General features: G+C 63.1%; 16 protein-coding genes and 2 pseudogenes. 6 read left to right on the top strand and 12 right to left on the bottom strand.

The genetic code is table 11. The features are described 5' to 3' along the window. Positions 1–53 precede the first annotated feature (53 nt). Positions 54–764, top strand: coding sequence for an SDR family NAD(P)-dependent oxidoreductase (locus tag ACIPUD_RS30490; protein ID WP_247386237.1), 711 nt, complete (start codon positions 54–56; stop codon positions 762–764). Positions 765–797: 33 nt separating this feature from the next. Next, a pseudogene (locus ACIPUD_RS30485) lies at positions 798–2,035 on the top strand (YbfB/YjiJ family MFS transporter). A 19-nt stretch (positions 2,036–2,054) separates the two neighbouring features. Here the strand turns inward: ACIPUD_RS30485 and ACIPUD_RS30480 are convergent. From ACIPUD_RS30480 to ACIPUD_RS30465, 4 genes are all read right to left on the bottom strand, one after another. After that, positions 2,055–3,515 (bottom strand): flavin-containing monooxygenase, encoded by a 1,461-nt coding sequence (locus tag ACIPUD_RS30480; RefSeq protein ID WP_446482148.1) that lies wholly within the window; start codon positions 3,513–3,515, stop codon positions 2,055–2,057. 158 nt (positions 3,516–3,673) lie between these two features. After that, entirely contained in the window at positions 3,674–5,095 is a 1,422-nt protein-coding gene (gene ahcY, locus ACIPUD_RS30475; RefSeq protein ID WP_007601979.1) for an adenosylhomocysteinase, read from the bottom strand. 126 nt (positions 5,096–5,221) lie between these two features. Then, positions 5,222–6,418 (bottom strand): methionine adenosyltransferase, encoded by a 1,197-nt coding sequence (gene metK, locus ACIPUD_RS30470; RefSeq protein ID WP_204511798.1) that lies wholly within the window; start codon positions 6,416–6,418, stop codon positions 5,222–5,224. A 60-nt stretch (positions 6,419–6,478) separates the two neighbouring features. After that, positions 6,479–7,834: a hypothetical protein gene (locus ACIPUD_RS30465; RefSeq protein ID WP_018457294.1), complete on the bottom strand. Its 1,356-nt coding sequence runs from the start codon at positions 7,832–7,834 to the stop codon at positions 6,479–6,481. Positions 7,835–8,005: 171 nt separating this feature from the next. Here ACIPUD_RS30465 and ACIPUD_RS30460 point away from each other — a divergent pair. Together ACIPUD_RS30460 and ACIPUD_RS30455 are read left to right on the top strand one after the other, a co-directional pair. Then, a pseudogene (locus ACIPUD_RS30460) lies at positions 8,006–9,719 on the top strand (caspase family protein). 541 nt (positions 9,720–10,260) lie between these two features. Next, the gene (locus ACIPUD_RS30455; RefSeq protein WP_446482147.1) at positions 10,261–11,394 is read left to right on the top strand and encodes an acyltransferase family protein; all 1,134 of its coding nucleotides are present in this window, start codon (positions 10,261–10,263) and stop codon (positions 11,392–11,394) included. A gap of 41 nt (positions 11,395–11,435) precedes the next feature. On the opposite strand, the gene ACIPUD_RS30450 is transcribed toward ACIPUD_RS30455, so the two are convergent. The 6 genes from ACIPUD_RS30450 to ACIPUD_RS30425 form a co-directional block, all read right to left on the bottom strand. Next, on the bottom strand, positions 11,436–12,554 hold the full coding sequence (locus tag ACIPUD_RS30450) for a cobalamin-independent methionine synthase II family protein (protein WP_446482146.1): 1,119 nt from the start codon (positions 12,552–12,554) through the stop codon (positions 11,436–11,438). A gap of 19 nt (positions 12,555–12,573) precedes the next feature. Further along, complete coding sequence (locus ACIPUD_RS30445; RefSeq protein ID WP_247361668.1) at positions 12,574–13,290, bottom strand: ABC transporter ATP-binding protein; 717 nt, start codon at positions 13,288–13,290, stop codon at positions 12,574–12,576. Beyond that, complete coding sequence (locus ACIPUD_RS30440) at positions 13,283–14,038, bottom strand: ABC transporter ATP-binding protein (RefSeq protein ID WP_085394522.1); 756 nt, start codon at positions 14,036–14,038, stop codon at positions 13,283–13,285. Before ACIPUD_RS30440 ends, ACIPUD_RS30445 begins: the two co-directional genes overlap by 8 nt. Then, entirely contained in the window at positions 14,035–15,063 is a 1,029-nt protein-coding gene (locus ACIPUD_RS30435; protein ID WP_085348722.1) for a branched-chain amino acid ABC transporter permease, read from the bottom strand. Before ACIPUD_RS30435 ends, ACIPUD_RS30440 begins: the two co-directional genes overlap by 4 nt. Positions 15,064–15,071: 8 nt before the next feature. Beyond that, entirely contained in the window at positions 15,072–15,941 is an 870-nt protein-coding gene (locus tag ACIPUD_RS30430) for a branched-chain amino acid ABC transporter permease (RefSeq protein WP_007601971.1), read from the bottom strand. A gap of 165 nt (positions 15,942–16,106) precedes the next feature. Beyond that, positions 16,107–17,297, bottom strand: a complete 1,191-nt coding sequence (locus ACIPUD_RS30425) for an ABC transporter substrate-binding protein (RefSeq protein ID WP_446482145.1) — start codon at positions 17,295–17,297, stop codon at positions 16,107–16,109. A 525-nt stretch (positions 17,298–17,822) separates the two neighbouring features. On the opposite strand from ACIPUD_RS30425, the gene ACIPUD_RS30420 reads away from it, so the two are divergent. Then, positions 17,823–18,107: a hypothetical protein gene (locus ACIPUD_RS30420; protein ID WP_446482144.1), complete on the top strand. Its 285-nt coding sequence runs from the start codon at positions 17,823–17,825 to the stop codon at positions 18,105–18,107. 38 nt (positions 18,108–18,145) lie between these two features. On the opposite strand, the gene purU is transcribed toward ACIPUD_RS30420, so the two are convergent. Further along, on the bottom strand, positions 18,146–19,009 hold the full coding sequence (gene purU / locus ACIPUD_RS30415) for a formyltetrahydrofolate deformylase (RefSeq protein ID WP_446482143.1): 864 nt from the start codon (positions 19,007–19,009) through the stop codon (positions 18,146–18,148). Positions 19,010–19,150: 141 nt separating this feature from the next. Between purU and ACIPUD_RS30410 the strand changes: the two genes are divergently transcribed. After that, the gene (locus ACIPUD_RS30410) at positions 19,151–19,990 is read left to right on the top strand and encodes a uroporphyrinogen-III synthase (protein ID WP_446482142.1); all 840 of its coding nucleotides are present in this window, start codon (positions 19,151–19,153) and stop codon (positions 19,988–19,990) included. A 16-nt stretch (positions 19,991–20,006) separates the two neighbouring features. Here ACIPUD_RS30410 and ACIPUD_RS30405 read toward each other — a convergent pair whose 3' ends face one another. Continuing rightward, on the bottom strand, positions 20,007–20,687 hold the full coding sequence (locus ACIPUD_RS30405) for a redoxin domain-containing protein (protein WP_085359998.1): 681 nt from the start codon (positions 20,685–20,687) through the stop codon (positions 20,007–20,009). Between the last annotated feature and the right edge of the window lie 16 nt (positions 20,688–20,703).

The raw sequence follows: 20,703 nt of genomic DNA, 5'->3' as shown, positions 1-20,703 counted from the left end.
CTAAGCCAGCCGCTGCTGGCGCAGGTTCTGAAAGCCAACAACAGGAGCCCATCATGGGTATCGAACAGAAGGTTGCCATCATCACCGGTGCTTCGCAGGGCATCGGTGCCGCCCTGGTCCAGGGTTTTCGCGATCGCAACTATCGTGTCGTCGCGACGGCGCGCTCCATCAAGCCGTCGGGCGATGACGATGTCCTCGCCGTTCCCGGCGACATTTCCGAGAGGGCCACGGCCGAGCGCGTGGTCTCGCACGCCATCTCCCGCTACGGCCGCGTCGACACGCTGGTCAACAACGCCGGCATCTTCGTCGCAAAGCCGTTCACGCAGTACACGGCGGAGGACTATGCGGCGGTGATGGGCACCAACGTCGCGGGCTTCTTTCACGTCACGCAGCTCGCCATCGCCGAGATGGAGAAGCAGGGGTCCGGCCACGTCGTCCAGATCACAACCACGCTAGTCGACCAGGCCAATTCGAACGTGCCCTCGGCGCTGGCCTCGCTGAGCAAGGGCGGCCTGAACGCCGCGACCAAGTCGCTCGCGATCGAATATGCCAAGCGCGGTATCCGCGTGAACGCGGTGTCACCCGGCATCATCAAGTCACCGATGCACCCCGTCGCGACGCACGCCCAGCTCGATGCGCTGCATCCTGTCGGCCATATGGGCGAGATGTCCGACATCGTCGATGCCGTACTTTATCTCGAGAGTGCCTCCTTCGTCACCGGCGAGATCCTGCATGTCGACGGCGGCCAGAGCGCCGGCCACTGAACGCAGCCGCGCCTTCGCGTGCACGAGGACGACATGGCAGACGCAGATGCCAAGCAGCAAGTCCGCACCCGACCGCATCAGCGGTCGGGTTCGATATCACAGTCTTCCTCACAGCAAACCTGGCGATATGCGGTAGCAGGATTGTCCGCATCGCTGGTCGGGCTTGGCCTCGCGCGCTTTTCCTACACGCCGCTGATCCCGGCCCTGATCGCCGCAAAATGGTTCGACTCGTCCGACGTCGTCTATCTCGGTGCAGCGAACCTTGCCGGCTATCTTGCCGGCGCGCTCGCGGCGCGGACCGTGGCGGCGCGCATCGGCGCCGTTCGCGGCTTGCGGGCGATGATGTTGCTCGCGACCCTCTCCTTTTTTGCCAGCTCGACCCCGGTGTCGTTCACCTGGTTCTTCGCCTGGCGCTTCCTGTCGGGGCTCACCGGCGGAATCATCATGGTACTGGCGGCCTCCGTCATTCTACCGCATATCTGGGCGGCGAGGCGCGGCATCGTCGGCGGCGTGATCTTTGCCGGCGTCGGGCTCGGTGTCGCCGCATCCGGCACGCTGGTGCCGCTGTTGCTGCAGCAAGGCTTGCAACAGAGTTGGTATGGTCTTGGCGTGCTCGCGGGCACGCTCACGCTGGTGAGTTGGTGGAACTGGCCCGCTGAGGCCAAGGCCGATACCGTGTCATCGCAGCGGGCGAAGCACGCTTCGCCCGCTGCTCGCGGCTTGCTCGTCCAATACGGCCTCAACGCGGTGGCGCTGGTGCCGCACATGGTCTTCATCGTCGATTTCGTCGCGCGCGGCCTCGGCCAGGGTATTGTTGCGGGATCGCACTACTGGGTGCTCTATGGCCTTGGCGCAATCGTCGGCCCGGTGGTCACCGGTCATCTCGGGGACCGCGCTGGGTTTAGACCGGCGCTGCGCGCCGCCTTCCTGATCGAAGCGGCCGCCGTGTTGCTCCCGATCGTCAGTACCGCGCCTCTCCCGCTGATCGTATCGAGCGTGGTGGTCGGCGGCTTCACACCTGGCATCGTACCGCTCGTGCTCGGACGCATCCATGAGCTGGTCCCACTTTCTGCCGAGCAGCAGCGCACGACATGGAGCCATGCCGCGACCAGCTTTGCGCTGTTCCAGGCGGGGCCGCGGCCTACGGCTTCTCCTGGATCTACGCACAGACCGGCGGCGATTATCTCGTCTTGTTCGCGCTGGGCGGCGGCGCCGTGGTGCTTGCACTCGCGATTGATCTTGCACTGCCGCTTGCCACGCGCAAGGCTTAGAACGTCGCGGTCGTCGCGATCAGGAATATTGCATCACACCGTCGTCGATCCGGCCGAACCGCAAGGAGACGATGTCGAGCGCGTAGTTCTGGTAGAGCCGCCACGGCTGCTTCGAGCCTTGCTTCGGCATCTTTGCGACCGAGCGCTGCACATAACCCGAGGTGAAATCGAGCGACGGCTGCGCCGTGATCGTGGGATCGTCATTATGTGGCATGCACTGCCGGAAATTGTGCCGGTCCATGTAGTTGATGAGCCGACAGACATATTCGCAGGTGAGGTCGCATTTCAGCGTCCATGATGCGTTGGTGTAGCCGAACGCAGAAGCCATGTTGGGCACGTCGGCATACATCATGCCCTTGTAGGTCAGCGTGTTGGCGAAATCGAGGGCGCGGCCGTCGGCACTGATGTCAAGACCGCCGACGACCTGGAGCACCAGTCCCGTCGCGGTCACGATGATGTCCGCCGCAAGCTCGCTGCCGTCCTTCAGGCGGATACCATCGTGCGTGAACGTGTCGATCTCTTTGGTGACTACGGAGGCGCGCTGCTCGCGGATCGCCTTGAACAGGTCGCCATCCGGCACGAGGCAGAGCCGCTGGTCCCACGGATTGTACCGCGGCGTGAAATGGGTCGCGACGTCGTAGTCGGGGCCGAGCGCCATCTGCACGCCCTTGAGAACCAGCTCCTTCACCTTCGCAGGGCGGCGCCGACTGAGCTGGAAGAAGAACATCCCCCACATCACGTTGCGCCAGCGGATCAGGTGATAGGCAAGCCGCGTCGGCAGATTGCGCCGCAATTTGTTGGCGACGGGATCCTGTGCAGGGCGCGACACCACATAGGTCGGCGAGCGCTGCAGCATGGTGACCTGCGCGGCCGTCTTGGCGAGTTCCGGCACCAGCGTCACCGCGGTCGCGCCCGAGCCAATCACGACGACGCGCTTGCCCGCGCAGTCGATGTCGTCGGTCCATTTCTGCGGATGCACGATGCGGCCGGCGAAATCCGCGACCCCCGGAAACTCCGGCGTGTAGCCCGCCTCGTATTTGTAATAGCCCGAGCACATGAACAGGAAATTGCAGGTGAAGCGCACGGTTTGTGCCACGCCCTCGCCGGTGATGCGCTCGGCCTCGACGGTCCAGCGCGCGTCACTCGTCGACCACGCCGCACGCTTGACCCGATGGTGAAAGCGGATGTGCTTCTCGATGCCGTTCTCGGCTGCGGTTTCGCGAACGTAGCTGAGAATTTGCGCGCCGTCGGCGATCGCCTTCGGATCGGTCCAGGGCTTGAAGGAATAGCCGAGCGTGAACATGTCGCTGTCGGAGCGGACGCCGGGATAGCGAAACAGGTCCCAGGTGCCGCCGATACAGTCGCGTCCCTCAAGGATGACGTAGCTCTTGGTCGGACATTTGGTCTGAAGATGATAGCCCGCGCCGATCCCGGACAGGCCGGCACCGACGATCAGCACGTCGAAATGGTCTTGAGCCATTGTTTCCTCCGCTGCCAAGGATTGTCTGACCGGGATCATTGCTCGTCAACTGGCAATCGGCCTGACACAACCTCGAGGAGACGCGTGCGTCACGCTCAAGACAATAAAGCCCCGGATCGCTCCGGGGCTTTGCATCGAAAATAGATACGATCAGCGGATCAGTAGCGGTAATGGTCCGACTTGTACGGACCTTCCTGTTTGACGCCGATGTAGTCGGCCTGGTCCTTGCGCAGCTCGGTGAGCTTGACGCCGATCTTGGCAAGGTGCAGGCGCGCGACCTTTTCGTCGAGCGACTTCGGCAGCACGTAGACTTCCTTCTTGTACTTGCCGTCCTTGTTGTTGGCGAAAAGCTCGATCTGCGCCAGCGTCTGGTTGGTGAAGGAGGCTGACATCACGAAGGACGGATGGCCCATCGCGTTGCCGAGGTTCACGAGGCGACCTTCCGACAGCATGATGATGCGATGCTTGTCGGGGAATTCGATCTCGTCGACCTGCGGCTTGATGTTGGTCCATTTCAGGTTACGCAGACCCGCGATCTGGATCTCATTGTCGAAGTGACCGATGTTGCAGACGATAGCGCGATCCTTCATTGCGCGCATGTGCTCGATCGTGATGATGTCCTTGTTGCCGGTCGCGGTGACGAAGATGTCGGCGCGGGGCGCGGCGTCTTCCATGGTCACGACTTCATAGCCTTCCATCGCCGCCTGCAGCGCGCAGATCGGATCGACTTCGGAGACCATGACGCGGCAGCCGGCCTGGCGCAGCGAGGCGGCCGAACCCTTGCCGACGTCGCCGAAGCCCGCGACCATCGCAACCTTGCCGGACATCATCACGTCGGTGCCGCGGCGAATGCCGTCGACCAGCGATTCACGGCAGCCATAGAGGTTGTCGAACTTCGACTTGGTGACGCTGTCGTTGACGTTGATGGCGGGCCATAGCAACGTGCCGGCCTTCTGCATGTCGTAGAGACGATGCACGCCCGTGGTGGTTTCTTCGGAAACGCCCTTGATGCTCTTGGCGATCTCGGCGAAGTAGCCCTTCGGCTTCTCCTTGAGCTGCTTCTTCAGAAGCGCGAAGAAGACTTCCTCTTCTTCCGAACCCGGCTTGTCCAGGAACTTGGTGTCGCCGTTCTCGGCGCGCAGGCCGAGATGGACGTACATGGTGGCGTCGCCGCCGTCGTCGAGGATCATGTTCGGGTGACCGCCGCCGTGCCAGTCGAACAGCTTGGCGGTGTAGTCCCAGTACTCGGTAAGGCTCTCACCCTTGACGGCGAACACCGGAATGCCGGCGGCTGCGATCGCCGCCGCGGCGTGGTCCTGCGTCGAATAGATGTTGCAGGAGACCCAGCGGATGTCGGCGCCGAGCGCGGCCAGCGTCTCGATCAGCACGCCTGTTTGGATCGTCATGTGCAGCGAGCCGGCGATACGGGCGCCCTTCAGCGGCTGCTTCGGGCCGTACTCCTCGCGGGTGGCCATCAGGCCGGGCATCTCGGTCTCGGCGAGCGAGAGCTCCTTGCGGCCGAAATCGGCGAGCGAAATGTCCTTGACGATGTAATCTGTGAAGCCGGGCTTCGCGTTCATTGCGGGCGTCCTGTTGTTGAATTGGTCATCCCAGGTCACCCTGGAGGGCGAGCCCGGAATCTCGATGCGATCGATTAGGAATTCCGGGTTCGCCGCTGTCGCGGCGCCCCGAAATGTCGTCGGTGATCAGACCGCGCGCTTGAGCGCTTCGACGAGATCGGTCTTCTCCCAGGAGAAGCCGCCCTCGTTGTCGGGAGTACGGCCGAAATGGCCATAGGCGGAGGTGCGCGCGTAGATCGGGCGGTTGAGATCGAGATGGCTGCGGATGCCACGCGGGGTGAGATCCATCGCCTTGGCCGCGGCCTTCTCGAGCTGATCCTCCGACACCTTACCGGTGCCGTGGGTGTCGATGTAGATCGACAGCGGACGCGCCACGCCGATGGCGTAGGCGAGCTGCAGCGTGCAGCGGTCGGCAAGACCGGCCGCGACGATGTTCTTGGCGACATAGCGGGCAGCGTAAGCCGCGGAGCGGTCGACCTTGGTCGGATCCTTGCCGGAGAACGCGCCGCCACCGTGCGGAGCCGCGCCACCATAGGTGTCGACGATGATCTTGCGGCCGGTCAGGCCGGAATCGCCGTCGGGACCGCCGATGTAGAACTTGCCGGTCGGGTTGATGTGCCAGATGGTCTTCGCCGTGATCCAATCCTTCGGCAGCGCCTCACGCACATAGGGCTCGACGATGTCGCGAATCTGCTTGGACGAGATGTCCTCGACCAGATGCTGGTGCGACACCACGATCTCGCGCACGCCGACCGGCTTGCCGTTCTCGTACTGCACGGTGACCTGGCTCTTCGAGTCCGGGCCCAACACCTTCTCGCGGCCGGAGTGCCGCGCTTCCGAGATGAGGCGCAGGATCTTATGGGCGTAGAAGATCGGCGCCGGCATCAGATCGGGCGTCTCGTTGGTGGCGTAGCCGAACATGATGCCCTGGTCGCCAGCGCCCTCTTCCTTGACTTCGCCCGGCTGCAGCGCATCGACGCCCTGCGCGATGTCGGCCGACTGCGGATGCAGCAGGATCTCGATGTCCGCCTTCTCCCAGTGGAAACCTTCCTGCTCGTAGCCGATGTCCTTAATCGCAGCGCGAACGACGCCTTCGATCTGCTCGTTGGTGACGGATGCGGGACCGCGGGTCTCGCCGGCGATCACGACCTTGTTGGTGGTCGCGAGCGTTTCGCAGGCGGCACGAATTTGCCAGGGATCGATGCCGGCTTTCGGTCCTTCGCGGTAGAACAGATCGACGATCTCGTCGGAGATCCGGTCGCACACCTTGTCCGGATGGCCTTCGGACACGGACTCGCTGGTGAAGAGATAGGACGCGCGCATCAGTAACCCCTTGTTCCGCCGCTAGCTGGCGGGCGTTGCGATATTTAGCTTTGAATGATGTCAATCACGCCGGCGCGAGATGACGTAGGATTCGTCGAGAAACCAGAGCCCATTGTACTTTCGCAGCACGTCCCTGGCGGCATCCAGGGTGCGGCCGTTTTGAGTCATTTCCGTCAACCGGTCGTCCTCAATCTGAGCGACATACACCGCCGCATTCCAGGCTGCAAAGGCCGTCGAGGTTCCGATAGTGCCTGTCACCTCGTTGGGCAGCGCTTCCATATCATACCTGAAGATCGAGCGGTTATCTGCGTAAGCATTAAAATTTAGGTCGCGGCCCACCGAGCCGAGCTCGTACTTCACCGCGCGCAATAGCTCATGACGGCTCACCGAGAAAGGATTTTCTCCGGGCCAGATCGCCTGGATCATCTCCATGCCCGGATCCTGGCCGTGGGAGTGAATTCCGATCAGGCGGCCGCCTGCCCGCAAGGCCCGCGCCAGGGGCGCAATGATCCGTTTTGCCCGAAAATTGACCGAGGAAAGCGCCCGGTATGGCTGGGATGCAATAACGAGGTCGAAATTGGCCTCGGCCTGGCCCGGCCGGGGAATGGTCGAATCGAGCAGAAAACGCTGATCTTCACGGTAGAGCACCAGCACGACAGGCCGCTCATAGAGCGGCATCCCCGTGCGCGGGCTGACCGCCGCCCGCCAGTTCTGCTCCAAAAACGGCTTCAACTCCGCGATTTGCGTCTCGAACTCACCGGAGGAAGCCCCCCGCAGGGGAACCTCGTGCCAAACGGTCGCGGCGGCCGCCGCGGGCGATGCCGGCGTGAGCCAGGGCGCCTCCGCGTAGAGCATGTTGGTAAAAACGAACACCGAGGCCGGGTGCTCGAAAATGCGATCCGGCACCTTGTCCAGCGTCAGGCGGAGGTCCTCGAGACTGAGTTCCTTGCCGGCGACATAGAACGGCATGTGCGGAAAGCGCTGATGCATCGAGCGCAGCACGCGCGCCAGTACCGTGCCGTCGCCAACGCCGGCATCGAACACGCGCAACGCCGGGGGCCGGGGATGGATGCTGGCAAGCTCCAGCGCCACGCGCTCGGCGACCACCCGCTTCTCACTGCAAGTGTGCACGAACAGCAGGTATTTCTGGCGATTCTCGAAAAAGCGGAAATTGCCGCGCGGATCGCGCTTTTCCGGCGGCACCTGAAGCCCCCGCGGCGGCGGCACGCCGCCGGCCATCGATGCGGCCATGTAGGCCTGGATCCGGTCCAGGGTATCGATCGTGATGCGTTTGCCCTCGCGCAAGCGGTGCACGAGCTTCCCATCGTTCACCGCGCGCCGGCCGAACGTCGACTCCGCCATGTCCGCCTTACGGCAGAACTCGGTGATTTGGCTCAGGATTTCGTCATTCTTCATGGAGTGGGACGCAGTGGGCAGAGGGATTGGGTAGTGCCTCCTAGCAAAATCTGCCCACCGAGGGAATAGCGATAGAGCCACCCTGTTTGCCGTTTGTACAACAGGGAGCCGTGAACCACCTTCCCTTGCCGGGTAACCAACAGACGCCTCTCCTCTACGGGACCACCGCCAATGCGTCGCCTGCTCGTCGCGCTCTGCCTGCTCGCCGCAACCCTGTGGTCGGCGCCAGCTTTTGCGCAGGCGCGCAACCAGCTTGGGCCGCTCTGCACCACCGACACCATGCCGGCAGACCAGATGATCGACGCCTGCAGCAATATCATTTCGCTGAAGTTGTTCAAAGGCGAGCAGCTCGCGACGGTCTACTTCTGGCGCGCGGTGGGCTGGAATAAGAAGGGCGATTACGCCAAGGTCATCACTGACGCCACGGAAGCGATCCGGCTCCAGCCGAGCCAGGCAGTCTACAATCTACGCGGCTCGGCGTATTACGACCGAGGCGAGTACGAGATCGCGGTCGCTGATTTCGACGATGCGCTGAAGCTCGGCCCGCCTGACGGAACAATCTTCCACAATCGCGGTAATGCCTGGCGCGGCAAAGGCGATTACGCCAAGGCGATCGCCGACTACGACATGTCGATCAAGGCCAATCCAAAATCGGCGTTCTCGTACCAGAACCGCGGCATCGCCAAGGAGGCGCTCGGCGATCTCGACGGCGCGCTGACCGACATCAACCAGGCGATCCGGCTCGACCCGACGCTGCCGCAGCCGCTGATCAACCGGACCGCGATCTGGCGTGTCAGAGGCGATTACGATCGCGCGATTGCCGACGGGAGCGAAGCGATTCGGCTCGCGAAAGAGAAGCCGCCCGTCAACATCATGACTCCGCCGAACAGCGTGCTGATCTCAGGCTACACCCATCGCGCGCTGGCCTATGAGGCGAAAGGGAATTACGCGCACGCGAGCGACGACTACAAGGCGACGCTGGCGATCGCGGCGTCCGATGCCGGCAGCAAGGCCAATCAAGCCACCGCAAAGGTGCGGCTGTCGCTGATCACCGACGCAAGCACACCGATCCCGCGCGATGCGCCGTCACCGACCGAGCCGGGAAAGGCACCGGCTCCCCAGCAGACCGGTGCCGCGCCGCCCCCCTCGCCTGCTCCGGCCGCGCGCGGCACGCATGGCGCTGATCATCGGCAATGGCGCCTATTCGCATGTCAAGGCGCTCCCCAATCCGCCCAATGACGCGCGCGCCATTGCCAGGGCCTTGCGCGATATCGGCTTCACGGTATCAGAAGGCGTCGATCTCGACCGCGCGGCGATGCAGAAGATGACGCGTGACTTCTTGCGGGAAGCGGCGCGGGCGCAGGTCGTATTAGTCTACTATGCGGGCCACGGCGTGCAGGTCGACGGTCGCAACTATCTCATTCCCGTCGACGTCGAACTCAAGCCGGGCGCGAGGATGACGGACGCGATGATCGACATGGACACGATCATGGTCGGCCTCGACGACCAGGTCCGCACCAACATTTTGATCTTCGATGCCTGCCGCAATAATCCGATGGCACAGCAGGTCGCATCAGCCGGCACCAACCGCGCCATCGAAGCTGCCTCGGGCCTCGCAGCGCCACCGAGCCTGGGCGCCGGCGCGATGCTCGGCGCCGGCACGCTGATCGCTTTCGCCACTGCGCCGGGCCAGGTCGCTCTCGACGGCGAAGGCGCCAACTCGCCGTTTTCCGCTGCCCTCTCCCGCCACATCGGCACGCCCGGTCTCGAGGTGCAGCAGATGCTGACACGTGTGCGGGCGGAGGTGGTTTCGACCACGAAGAGCAAGCAGGTGCCGTGGTCGAACTCGTCGCTGCTGGGAGAGGTCTATCTGGCGGAGAAATGATGCGAATTGGCATCGTCCCGGCAAACTGCCTTTACCCTGGCGAGCGTAGCATCCGGGAACAAGCAGTCCCGCACATCGCGAGGCTCTTGCGGCCAAAGTTGCGGTTTTGATCCTGCTGACATCCCGCGCCGACGCGCCAAAATTACAACAGCGCGCGAGATAGTCGAACGCAACCTGCGGCTGCTCTTTCCCACAGCCTATCGTTATCTTATAATGACTGCACCACCGACCAGGCGGTGGACTGGTTGCTGGGGAATTCTGTGAGAAAATTCGTTGCCGCCGCCGGCATCGTCCTGTTTGTCGTGTTCGGATTACAGCCGGTTTTCTCACAAGGCGCTCCGCCCCGCAGCTCCTCGGCGCGTGGCGATATGATCCGCATGCACCCGAGAACGTCGCCTATTACGGTGTCCCGCTCCAGACCAAGCTCGAATATGGCGGCGCCTATCTCGCACTCGCAGCCTTGCTCGCGGTCATGACCTACGATCTCCACGAGATGCTGGGATCAATGATGCGGCCGAGGTAGCCGAAGGCCGTATTCATCATGCCGAAAACATTGCCACTGCCGGAGGCCCGGAAGCTCCTGGGATTGGAGGGCCTACGCTTCCTTGCGACCCTCGCCGTGCTGTTATGGCACTATCAGCACTTTGCCCTTGTCGCCGAGCCCGCCGTCAAGCTCACCAGAAGCGAGCTGCCGTTCTACCGCGTTCTGTTCCCTTTCTATGAGGCCGGCGAGTACGGCGTCTGGTTCTTCTGGTGCGTCTCGGGCTTCATATTCTTCTGGAAGTATCGCACCATTATCGCCGATCGCACGGTCGACGGCCGAAGCTTCTTCGTGAACCGGCTGTTGCGCCTCTATCCGCTCCATATCGCAACGTTGCTGCTGGTCGCGGTGCTGCAACCGGTCTATTTCGCCCAGCATGGAGTCTACTTCGTCTATCCGAACAACGATCTCCCGCACTTCCTCGCACAGCTCTTCATGGCGAGCGACTGGCTGCCGCCGCGCAGCGAAAGCTTCAACGGGCCCATCTGGTCGGTCTCAGTCGAGATTATGGACTATGCGACCTTTTTCATGGCGTTGCGCTTTGTAACGGCATCGCCGCTGTTCAATTTGGTCGTGATCCTTGCCTCGATCACGATCGGAACGCAGGTCGGGACCAGCCTCGCCTTCTTCTATGCAGGCGGACTTGCCGCCATGGCCCGGCAGGCCGTCGTCGATTCCGGGCATCGGCGGACATTGGAAGCAACGGCCGCGTTCGCCGCCATCGCAGTCCCGGCGGCGATCTGGCTGGCGGGCATCGAGCTCGCCCCAGCCGCCGGACCGCTGCTGCTGATCTATACACCGATCCTTCTGCTGTTCCGGCCAACTCACCTTGCCGCGGCGGGTCCAGGCACTACTCGAGATGGCCGGCAATATGACCTATTCCTGCTATCTTCTGCACTTCCCGATTCAGCTCGCCATCGCACTCGCCTGCGTGGCCATGCAGCGACCGATTCCCTACGGCGACCATCTGTTCTGGGTGGCCTTCGTGCTGCCGACACTCGTGGCCTCGCACCTTACCTATCGCTGGTTCGAGGCGCCGGCGCAGCGCCTGATCCGCAGTACCCTTCGACGCAAAAAATAAGCGGGGCGGACAAGTCCGGCCCCGCTCTGATGTCGCGGATCGAGCAGCTTTGACACAACGCGTCTCGCTTACGCAAAGACGCGGCTGCACCCGATCACTGCCCCCACACTTCCTTCGCAATCTCGACCGCGAGGCTGAGCTTGGCCCACTGCTCCTCCTCCGAGAGGATGTTGCCTTCCTCGGTTGAGGCAAAGCCGCATTGCGGGGAGAGCGCGAGCTGCTCCAGCGGGGCGAACTTGGCGGCTTCCTCGAGACGCCGCTTGATCGCGTCCTTGTTCTCGAGCTCACCGAACTTCGAGGTGATGACGCCGACCACGACGACCTTGTTGCCCTTGGGCAGGAAGCGCAGCGGCTCGAAACCACCGGCGCGGTCGCTGTCGTATTCGAGGAAATAGCCGTCGTAATTGGTGCCGGCGAGCATGGTCTCGGCAACCGGCTCGTAGCCGCCTGAAGAAATCCAGGTCGAACGGAAATTTCCGCGGCAGACATGCGTCGTCACCACCATGTCGGCGGGCTTCTCGGCCAGCGCGTAGTTGATGACGCGCGCATAGATCTGCTGGAGACCCTCGGGATTGTCGCCCCGCTCGCGCGCCTTCTGCAATTCGTCCGGCGAGCAGAGATAGGCCCACACGGTGTCGTCGAACTGGAGATAGCGGCAGCCGGCGTCGTAGAACGCCTTCACGGCCTTGCGGTAGGTCTTGCCGAGGTCTTCGTAGAAGGCATCGAGATCGGGATAGACGTCCTTGGAGATCGCCTTGCGGCCGCCACGGAAGTGCAGCACCGCCGGCGACGGGATCGTCATTTTGGCGGTGACGTGAGCCTGGTCGGCAACCTTCTTCAGGAAGCGGAAGTGATCCAGCATCGGGTGGTCATCGGGGAAACCGAGCTTGCCGATCACGCGCACCGCGTCGTGCCGGGTCTCGACGCCCGCAAACTGGATGCCGGTGTCGGGGTGAAACATTTCACAGCCGGTGAGCTTGGCCAGGAAGTCGAAATGCCACCAGGAGCGGCGGAATTCGCCGTCGGTTGCGAGCTTCAGGCCGAGCGAAGCCTGCTTATGCACGACCTTCTCGATCTCCAAATCCTCGATCTTGCGCAGATCGTCGGCCAAGATCTCGCCCTTCTCCAGCCTGGCGCGGGCTTCCTTGATCTTGGCGGGACGCAAGAGGCTGCCGACCTCGTCGGCGCGGAAGGGGGCTTTGGTTCGCTGCATTTCTTACTCCCAGTTTTTTTTAGTGGGCCGCCGCCCCTGCAACGCCGAGGTGGCGCTCGAGGACCGACGGGTCGGCCTTCAGCGCGGCGCTCGGGGCGTCGTGGACGATCGTTCCGCGCTCCAATATCACAACACGGTCGGCCAGCCCCAGAATCTTTTGGGCATTTTGCTCGACGATAATCGAGCAGATGCCGCCCGCCCGCGTGATGGTCCCAATCGCTTTCAAGAGCTCCTCGACGATGATGGGGGCAAGGCCCTCGGTCGGCTCGTCCAGGAGAAGCACTTTCGGATTGAGGGTCAGCGCGCGGCCGATCGCCAGCATCTGCTGCTCACCGCCGGAGAGCTGGTTGCCAAAATTGCTCCGCCGCTCCTTCAGCCGGGGGAACATCTCGTAGACCCTCTCGACGGTCCAGGGACCGGGCTGGGCCACTGCGGACATATTCTCCTCCACCGTGAGCGAGCGGAAGATGTTGCGCTCCTGCGGCACCCAGCCGATCCCGGAGCGCGCCCGTTGGTCGGGCCGCAAGGTCGTGACGTCGGTACCGGCGAGCCTGACAGTTCCGGAGAAGCGACGGGTGACGCCGACGATCGAGTTGATCAGCGTGGTCTTGCCGGTACCGTTGCGCCCCAACAGCGCCAGCACCTGGCCTTCGGCGAGACGCAGCGACATGTTCGGCAGCACCACGGCCTCGCCGTAGCCGGCGCGAAGCGAGTCGATCGCGAGCAGGTCAGACATTGACCGCCTCCTCGCCGAGATAGACCGCCTTGACCTGCGGGTCGCGCGCGACCTGCTCGGGCGGGCCTTCGGTGAGCAGCGCGCCGGAGACCAGGACAGAGATGCGGTCGGCGAAGGAGAACACGAGGTCCATGTCGTGCTCGATCAGTAGCACGGTAACGTCGCGCGGCAGGCTGCCGACGACGGCGAGAATGTCGTGGCGCTCGCTCTCGGGCACGCCGGCGGCGGGCTCGTCCAGCAGCAGCACGCGCGGCTTGGCGGCGATCGCGACCGCGATCTCGAGCAGGCGCTGCTTGCCGTAAGGCAGCGTCACCGTCTGTTCGTTCATGACGTCGAGCAGGTGGAAGCGCGTCAGGAGGTCGGCGATCTCGCCGTTGACGTCGCTGCGCGTGCCCATCCGCCGCCACCAGTCGCCGCCATGGCCGAGGCGCTCGGAGACAGCGAGACCGATGGTCTCGAGCGGAGTCAGGTCGGGATAGAGCTGGTTGATCTGGAAGGTGCGCGACAGGCCGCGCAACACGCGCTTGTGCACGGGCAGATCCGTGACGTCCTGGCCTTCGAGCAGGATGCGGCCCGAGTTCGGCTTGAGCACGCCGGTGAGCTGGTTGATCACCGTGGTCTTGCCGGCGCCGTTGGGGCCGATCAGCGCGTGGCGGGCGCCTTGTTCGATTTTTAGCGACAAGTCGCGGGTGACGCGCAGACCGCCGAACTGCTTTTCGAGATTCTGGGTTTCGAGCACGATGGTCATGCGTCGCTCTCCGGCACGGCGACGACGGCCTTGCGCCCCGCTATCTGCCTGATGACCAGATTGGGCACATACAGCATCCAGCGATGCAGGCGCTGGCGGCCGACCAGGACGATCACGACCAGCACGAGGCCGATCCAGAACTGCCAGTATTGCGGAGTGATGGTCGAGAACAATTCCTGCAGCATGCGAAACAGCACCGCGCCAATCAGCCCGCCGTAGAGATAGCCGGTGCCGCCGATCACGAGCACAAGCATCAGGTCCGCCGAGCGCTCGAAGGCGAACACATCGAGCGAGGCGATCGCGGTAGTCTGGGTGAACAGCGCGCCTGCGATGCCGGCATAGAACGCCGCGAGCGTGTAGATCGCAATCAAGCGGCGGTTGACGGGGATGCCGATCGCGGCCGCGCGCAGCGGATTGTTCTTGATCGCGCGCAATGACAGCCCGAACGGGGAATGCACGACCCGGCGGGCGAACAGGAACAACAGGAACAGAACGGTGAGCGAATAGAAGAAGCCGGTCTTGCCGAACATGTCGAACGGAATCTCACCGAAGATCGGCTGCATCTCGATACCCTGCAGACCGTCGGTGCCGCCGGTGATGTTGGAGAAGCGTTCCGCCAATGCCTCAAGCAGCAAGGCGATGCCGAGCGTCACCATCAGTCGCGTCAGATCGACGCCGCGGATCACGAGGAAACTGGTAGCGAAGCCGAGCACCATCGCGACAACGCCGGCGACGACAAGCGCAAGCACGGGCTCGTTGATGATCCCGTGCAGCGCAAGAAGCCCCGCCGCGTACGCGCCGACGCCGAAGAAGGCGGCATGGCCGAGCGAGACGATGCCCGCGTAGCCGAGGATCAGATCGAGCGACATCGCAAACAGCGCGAGCCGCAGGATATCCGTCATGATCAAGTAGCGCGAGGGAAATACGAAGCCGCAGGCCAGCACGATCAGCCAGAAAGCGGCCTCGCCATAGTGCCAGCGTGCCTGGCGCTGGGCGTGATAGCCGACGTCGGAGGAGGCGCTCATCGGCGAACTCAACGCGCGGCCGTGCGGCCGAACAGACCGTTCGGGCGCCAGATCAGGATCACGATCATCATGGTGTAGATCACGAAAGGTCCCATCTTCGGCACGTAATATTTGCCGGCAACGTCGCCGATGCCGAGCAGCAGCGAGGCCAGAAACGGGCCGGTGATGGAGGACGAGCCGCCGACGGTGACCACGATCAGGAAGTAGATCATGAACTTCAGCGGAAAGTACGGGTCGAGGCCGAGGATCTCGGCGCTCAGCGCGCCGCCGAGACCGGCCAGGCCGCAGCCAAAAGCAAATGTGAAGGCGAACACCTGCGGCACGTTGATGCCGAGGCCGCTCGCGGCGCGGGGATCGTCGACCGCGGCGCGCAGGCGGCTGCCGAACCGCGTCTTGGCCAGCACCATTTGGAGACCGATGGTGAGCAGCCCGCAGATCACGATGATCATCAATCGGTAGCGGCCGATGCCAACGCCGAACAGGTCGAACTGACCCTGGAGCGCCGCCGGCAGGTTGATGAAGACCCGCGACGAGCCCTGGATGTAGTCGACGGCCGCGACCGACATGAACGTGAGGCCGATCGTGAACAGCACCTGGTCGAGATGGCTGCGCGCATAGAGGTGTCGGTACAACGTGCGCTCGAGCACGATGCCGATCGCAGCGGAGGAGACGAATGCAAGCGGCAATGCCGCGAAGAATGGCCAGCCCATCCGGTTGACCAGCACCATGCAGACATAGCCACCGGCCATGGCGAAGGCGCCATGGGCGAGGTTGACGAAGTTCATCAAGCCGAGCGTGACTGCGAGCCCGCAAGCCAGCACGAACAGCAGCATGCCGTAGGCAACGCCATCGAACAGGTTGGTGAGGATTGAGGTCATCGTCTCAGCTTGGCGTTATCGTCATGGCCGGGCTTGTCCCGGTCATCCACGTTCTTGGCTCGGCTCTCGCGTGGATGCCGGGGTCAAGCCCGGGCATGACGAGAGTGGAGGGCGAGATCCCCGATGCGCGCTAATGCGCGCGCCGAGATGACGCACTTTCGTGCGTCACTTCTTGGTCTTGCCGAGATCCTTGACGGCTTCGAAGGTCGCGAACTCGACGTTGTAGAGCTCGCCGTCGACCTTCTCGACCTTCCGGATGTAGATGTTCTGCACGATGTCGCGGGTCTCGGGGTCGATCGAGATCGGGCCGCGCGGGCTCTCCCACTTCTGGCCTTTCATGGCTTCGACGAGCTTGGTGCCGTCGGTGTCGCCATTGGTCTTCTTCAACGCTTCGTAGATCAGGTGAATGCCGTCATAGCCGCTCACCGCCATGAATCCCGGCCGGTTTCCGTAGGCCTTCTTGTAGGCCGCGACGAAATCCTTGTTCATCTGCGAGGGATGCGCCGCCGAATAGAGGTGCGCGGTGACCGTGCCCAGCACGGCGTCGCCCATGTTGTTGAGGAGGTCGTCGTCCGTCACGTCGCCCGGTCCGATCACCTTGATGCCGGCCTTGTCGAGCCCGCGTTCGGCATACTGCTTCATGAAGTTACCGCCCTGGCCAGCCGGCACGAACACGAAGATCGCGTCAGGCTTGGCATCCTTCATACGCTGGAGGAACGGTGCGAAATCAGGATTTGCAAGCGGCGTTTTAACCTCTTCGACCACTTCGCCGCCACCCGCGGTGAAGTTCTGCTTAAAGAAGTTGAGCGCGTCATTACCCGGCGCGTAGTCCGAGGTCAGCGTCGCCACCTTCTTGATGCCGTTTTTCACCGCCCAGTCGGCGATGATGGTGGAGGACTGCGCCAGCGTGAAGCTCGTGCGTACGATATAGGGCGAGCGCTCGGTGATGATGGAGGTGCCCGCCGCCATCACGACTTCCGGGATCTTGGCTTGCGTGGCCAGGGGCGCCGCCGCGAGCGCGGCCGGCGTCACGCCGAACCCGGCGATGAAATGGACCTTGTCGTTGACAATCAGCTCCTGCGCGGCGGTCTTGGTCTTGTCGGGAATCGCAGCATCGTCCTTGAGGATGATCTCGATTTTCTTCCCGGCGACGGTGTCGCCCTTCTGCTGCATGTAGAGCTTGATCGCGTTCTCGATTTGCTTGCCGGTCGAAGCCTGACCGCCGGTCATCGGCAGGATCAGGCCGACCTTGACACTGTCCTCGGCCTTGGCCGGAGCGAAGGTCGCAAGGCCTGCGATGGCGGTAGCTGCTGCGGCCCAAATAGTCCTACGAGACAGTTGTTTCCGTTCGAACATCAGATGTCCCTCCCCTTCATTCCTGATCTCTTGTGCGCCGGACCGAGTGCCCGATCCTTGGCTTTAGTTTTAGCTCACGCACGCGTGATGCCGCGCGCAACATGGCGTCTTTCGCGCCCTTATTGTCAATCGGACGTTTGGCGACCATTCGGCGCAAGCCGAGCGTTCCGATTGCCGACGGCAGAAGCGATATCGGGTCACATCTGGGTAACCCCGGGATCGTGACTGCGATCGCTATCTTTTGTACGATTGTACAAACAAAATGGACCTGTCAACGAGAAAGCCCCCCTCTCCGACCAAGCCACTTTGTCGCGAGCCCCTTGCCGCAGTCTAGAAACGCTGCCAGTCGCGTGGATGGAGGATTTCGTCTTTTGTTTGCAGAATTTGAACATAGCAAGGCTTGGCGCCGGCACAATCCGGTATCCAATTACCCACCTCGAATAAGTCTCTTTTACCTTGTTGAAGACTACTCTCCGGGCGACAGCCTGACCTGGCGTCCAACACGACTGACCTCGCCTCCCTACAATGACCAGATCCTCTTGTTCCCTCCTGATCCTCCTCGCGCTCTCCGCGGGCCTGTCCGGCTGCGGCACAGTCAACGAAAAGCTCTCCTCCGGCATGGGCGACTACGTCCCGCAATGGGCCGGCGGCTTGCCGGCGGACGCCCCGCCGCGGGCGGGCACGCCGCAATACGATGCCTACATGAAGGAGCGCGAGCGCAGGCGACTGATGCCGGCAGCGGATCGCGAGAAGGAAGAGCAGGCGCAGAAGGGCGCAACGGGCTCGGCGTCCGGCAGCGCGGTGCGGTAGTCGCGCCCCCTCGCCGCTTGCGGCGAGAGTGAAGGAAATCAATCCACGAACACCACGGTCTTGCGGCCATTGAGGATGACGCGGTCGTTGAGATGGTAGCGGATCGCGCGCGCCAGCACGCGGCGCTCGATGTCGCGGCCCTTTCGGACGAGATCCTCAGGCGTGTCGCGATGGCTGATGCGCTCGACGTCCTGGTCGATGATCGGGCCCTCGTCGAGGTCGCGCGTGACATAGTGCGCGGTGGCGCCGATAAGCTTGACGCCACGCTCATGGGCCTGGTGATAGGGTTTTGCGCCCTTGAAACCCGGCAGGAACGAGTGGTGGATGTTGATACAGCGTCCCGACAGATTTGCCGAGAGATCGTCGGACAATATCTGCATATAGCGGGCGAGCACGACGAGATCCGTCCCGGTCCTGGCGACGAGATCGAGGATCTGCGCTTCCTGCTCGCGCTTGGTCTCTTTCGTAACAGGCAGATAGTGGAACGGAACCCCGCCGAAATCGAGCCCGTCATAGACCTCGCGCGGATGATTGGAGACGATTGCGGCCAAAGTCATCGGCAGCTCGCCGGTGCGCCAGCGATAGAGGATGTCGACCAGGCAGTGATCGGACTTCGACACCAGCAGCATCACTTTGCGATGCGCAGCCCGATCGCGCATCTGCCATTCCATGCCGAAGCGCTCGGCGATCGCGGCAAAGCCAGTCTGGAGCGCCGACAGCTCCACGGCGAGATCGGCAGCGGTGAACACCACCCGCATGAAGAACTTGTGGGTCTCGATGTCGTCGAACTGTTGGGCGTCGAGAATGTTCTGTCCGGAATTCGCCAGGAAGGTCGACACCGCCGAGACGATGCCGGGACGATCCGGACAGGACAGGGTCAGGACATATTGATGATCTGGCATCGGCCTTGATGAAGGTTTGGGCAGCGGCTGCGGAACGCCCCGCGATTTGCGCCCTGCTCTATCACCGACCCCACCTTGCGCCAATCCCGACGGTGGAGTCAGGATGAACGTACGATTGCTTTGACTGACCGGAGTAGGCTCATGGCCGACCGCTTGAACGGCACCCGCATCCTGATCCTGGAAACGCGCGAGGAGGCGCAGTTTTCGAAGCTGCTGGCCGAGCAAGGCGCCGAGGTCGTGCAATGCCCGATGTTCACCATCCAGGATGCACCGGACCCCGCCCCGGTCGAGGCCTGGATCCGCCGCGCCATCGACAAGCCCTTCGACGATCTCGTGCTGATGACCGGCGAAGGCCTGCGGCGGATCATGAAGCTCGCGCGAACCCGTGGTCTCGACCAAACCTTGGTTGCTTCCCTCGCCCGATCGCGAAAATTCACCCGCGGCCCGAAGCCCGGCAAGGCACTGCGCGAAGTCGGGCTCGAGGCGCAGCAGACCACGGAAAAGCCGACCACCGAGGGCGTGATCGAGATGCTCGGCAAGCTCGATTTGAAGGGGCACCGCCTCGGCCTCCAGCTCTATCCCGACAAGGATCACAGCGCGCTGACCGGTGCGCTGTCGGCGCAAACTGCCGAAGTCGATACCGTGCTGCCTTATGCCTATGACACCAAGGCGGCGGACGCCAACATCGTCGCCGCCATTGATGACATGGCCGAAGGGCGGATCGATTCCATCGCGCTGACCAATCTCGGCCAGGTCCGACGGCTGATCGAAGCTGCGAGAGCCCACGGCAGCGAGGCGAAGCTGCGCGCGGGCCTCGAGCGGACGCTGATCGCGTCGGTAGGACCGGCGGTCTCGGGCGAGCTCACCGCGCATGGTTTGCGCACGGACGTCTCGCCGGTGGAAGACCACTATTTCATGCGCCCGCTGATCTCGGCGATGGCGGCAGCATTGGTGGACAAGCGGCCGAAGGTGGCGGAATGATCGCCTGACGCGGTGCCTAGCTTGCCATCTGCGAGGCGGCCGACATCAGCTCCTGCGGGCTCGGCGCGGCAAACATGCGATGGCCGCCTTCGGGCACCTCGGTAAAGCTCCAGCGCACAACCCCCTCGCGGTCGAGCAGAAACTGCCCGAAGAGCTGGCCCTGGCCGGTTGCCGCCATGCGCTGATCGGCTTCCGTTATCTCATAGCCGTCCTTGTTATTGAGGTACTCCGCGGCCGCGGGCCGGTTCATCGGGCCGGGCAATTCGCCGGGCATGTCGACTTGCATGCTCATGACCACGTTCATGCCGACCTTGTGCGGCCACTCGGTCTCGTTCTCCGTGAACTCGAGATTGGGCAGGCCGAACGCGCGGTGCGAGAGCCGCTCGGGATCGGACGCAGCGAGCAGGTTGGGCAACGGATGGTAACGGAAATAGAGTCGCGCGCGCTCGATCGGGGTGTTGACCACCGTGAGACTTTCGACGCCTTTCTCGTGCAAGGCGGCATCAAGTTGCGCCTGTGCCGCGATATGGCGGCGGCAGAACGGGCAATGCAGCCCCCGATACAGGCCCACCAATATCGGGCTTTGTCCGCGAAAGTCTTCGAGCGCGATCTTTCCGTCGCGTGTGATCGCGTCCAGCACGACGTTCGGTGCACGATCGCCCGGTTGAAGTGGTCCCTCGACGTGACGTTCAGACATGATGGCACTCCTTCAC

The organism is Bradyrhizobium sp. CAR08, from assembly GCF_052871955.1.
The sequence above is the reverse complement of the archived record's forward strand: the minus strand, read 5'-3'. Positions and strand labels throughout refer to the sequence as shown.